The sequence below is a fragment of the Pseudomonas sp. DE0010 genome, assembly GCF_007680745.1.
GTDB lineage: Bacteria > Pseudomonadota > Gammaproteobacteria > Pseudomonadales > Pseudomonadaceae > Aquipseudomonas > Aquipseudomonas parafulva_B.
In genome coordinates this window covers 1-270 of sequence record NZ_VEJQ01000208.1, presented here as the reverse complement: position 1 = coordinate 270, position 270 = coordinate 1, and the positions used below count along the sequence as shown (strand labels likewise).

The window sequence follows — 270 nt, the reverse complement described above, 5'->3', positions numbered from 1 at the left end:
GGCGAAGGCGCCCTGGGCATAGGCCGGCGGCAGGCCGTCCAGCACCCGCACCTGGCCGGTGAGCAGACCGTGACTCTTGGCGTGCACGCTGCGGATGGCATGGCCGCCATTGGCGTAGGTGGTCTCGGTGATATCTTTCATGGCCGCGACCATCTCGCGAACGGTTTCGGCTTCATCATCCGGCACCTGTTCGAAGGCGGGTTGGAACGGCAGCGGATGGACAGCGGTGGGCGTGGTCATCACGGGACTCCTTGGGCGCCGTCGTTCGGA

1 pseudogene is annotated in these 270 nt (G+C 66.7%); it reads right to left on the bottom strand.

What is annotated here, in order from left to right:
• Positions 1-240, bottom strand: a pseudogene (locus tag FS767_RS22275) (catalase); the annotation flags it as partial.
• Positions 241-270: the final 30 nt, after the last annotated feature.